Source organism: Thermosediminibacter litoriperuensis, assembly GCF_008124715.1.
Lineage (GTDB): Bacteria > Bacillota > Thermosediminibacteria > Thermosediminibacterales > Thermosediminibacteraceae > Thermosediminibacter > Thermosediminibacter litoriperuensis.
The window spans coordinates 1-1,873 of sequence record NZ_VNHO01000061.1; the positions used below are offsets into that span (position 1 = coordinate 1).

Genomic DNA, 1,873 nt, shown 5'->3' on the forward strand with positions numbered 1-1,873 from the left:
TGAACCGCCGGATGCGGACCCGCATGTCCGGTGGTGTGAGAGGACGGGGGTTAGCCGCCCCCTCCTACTCTATATTTCAGTAACTTTATTTTTATATTGAAAAATAACGACGTTGATATAGAATAAGTCTAGGGGGATTTTATGCCGAAAGTAGCTGTAATAAGATGCGACGAGTATGACAGAACCTTGATAGAAAGCGGATTGGAAAAGGCGATAGATGCCATTGATGCAGATCTTTCCGGATACCGGAAAATCTTACTGAAACCTAACCTGGTAATGAGAAAAAGGCCGGAGGATGCTGCCACAACTCACCCCGAAGTGGTCGGAGCTATGGTCAACCTTTTGAAGAAGAAGGGGATATTTCCGTTAGTTGCGGAAAGCCCGGGAGGACCGTACACTCGAAAAAGGCTCGAAGCGGTTTACGAAACCACTGGAATTAAAGACGTGTGCGTTCAGACAGGAACGGGTTTAAATACTGATATTTCGTGCAGTGAAATCAGTTTTGATGCCGGATCTGCGTTGAAAAAGATATCCGTTATTTCTCCTTTTCATGAGTGCGATGGTGTAATTTCTATGGCAAAGTTCAAAACTCATGGAATGGCTGTTTTTACCGGCGCTGTGAAAAACCTCTTCGGTTTAATCCCCGGAGGGCAGAAGATAGAACTTCACTTCAGGTTCCAGGAAACATTCAGATTTATGGATATGCTTCTGGATTTGTACCTTGCCGCTTCACCGGTTCTTTCGGTGATAGATGGCATATGGGCTATGGAAGGAGACGGTCCAACAGCCGGCAGCCCGCGAAAGCTTGGGATAATAATAGTATCGCAAGATGGGATAGCAGCTGATTACGTTGCGGCGAAAATAATAGGCCTTAAAATCGAAGAATTTCCGCTGATAAAAAGAGCTCTGGAAAGGGGATTGTTTAGAGAGGAAAACGTAGAGGTAAATGTGCTGGAAGGAAAGCTTGAAGACGTAATGGTTTCAGATTTCAAAATACCGCGAAGAAAGGATATTACCTTCCTTAAACGCTATTTGCCGGGTAGGATTGAAAAGTATGTAAGGGATATATTAACGCCGAAACCCGTGTTTGTAACCCAAAAATGTCTGGGATGCGGGGAATGCTATGCTACGTGCCCAGCTAAGGCAATAGCTATAAAAAATAAAAAAGCAGTAGTGGATCTAAAAAGATGTATAAGATGTTATTGCTGTCACGAACTTTGTCCTGAAAAAGCTGTGAGGATAAAAAGAAATATAATTTTTGAGACAATATTGAAGTAATATAAGTAACGCCGAAAATAAAAATGGCAGGGGAGACAGGACTCGAACCTGCAGCCGGCGGTTTTGGAGACCGCTACTCTGCCAATTGAGCTACTCCCCTGCGCATTCTTTATTATATATTATTTTGCCGGTTATGTCAATTGGAAAGGATAATTTGAGGCTACAACAATAAGTAGTATTCTAATATATATTATGAACGCCTCTGTACTAAGTTTACTTTACACTCATCGTTTTTGCTATTTCTTTTTACTATATTGGTTAACATAACATATATAGTAAGAAATAGGGGATACTTTTTTATTTTAGAGGCAAGTTAAAAGTTAACATAGTAGTTATATTTGATTTGGGGAAGGCTTGATGTTATTGGGTTTAAAATATTTTAACTACGAAAAATCAGAGGGTACGATTACAAATAGCCTTTTGATTCTTTTCTATTGAATGCCTTAAAATAGATGGTTCGATAAATGTCAACTATTATTTAATCTTTTATGCATTATTTATTTTACCGTAAAATGCAATATTAAATGCGACACATTTTTTGGAAACCCGAATGATGTTGGGTTTTTCAATCATGAAGGCTGAAGTTCGTAAGTTA

General features: G+C 39.8%; 1 protein-coding gene and 1 tRNA gene. One reads left to right on the forward strand and one right to left on the reverse strand.

Annotated features, from left to right (window positions below):
- Positions 1-141: 141 nt before the first annotated feature.
- Positions 142-1,278, forward strand: a complete 1,137-nt coding sequence (locus LZ11_RS12195) for a DUF362 domain-containing protein (RefSeq protein WP_148868123.1) — start codon at positions 142-144, stop codon at positions 1,276-1,278.
- A 24-nt stretch (positions 1,279-1,302) separates the two neighbouring features.
- On the opposite strand, the gene LZ11_RS12200 is transcribed toward LZ11_RS12195, so the two are convergent.
- A tRNA-Trp gene (locus tag LZ11_RS12200) sits at positions 1,303-1,378 on the reverse strand.
- Positions 1,379-1,873: the final 495 nt, after the last annotated feature.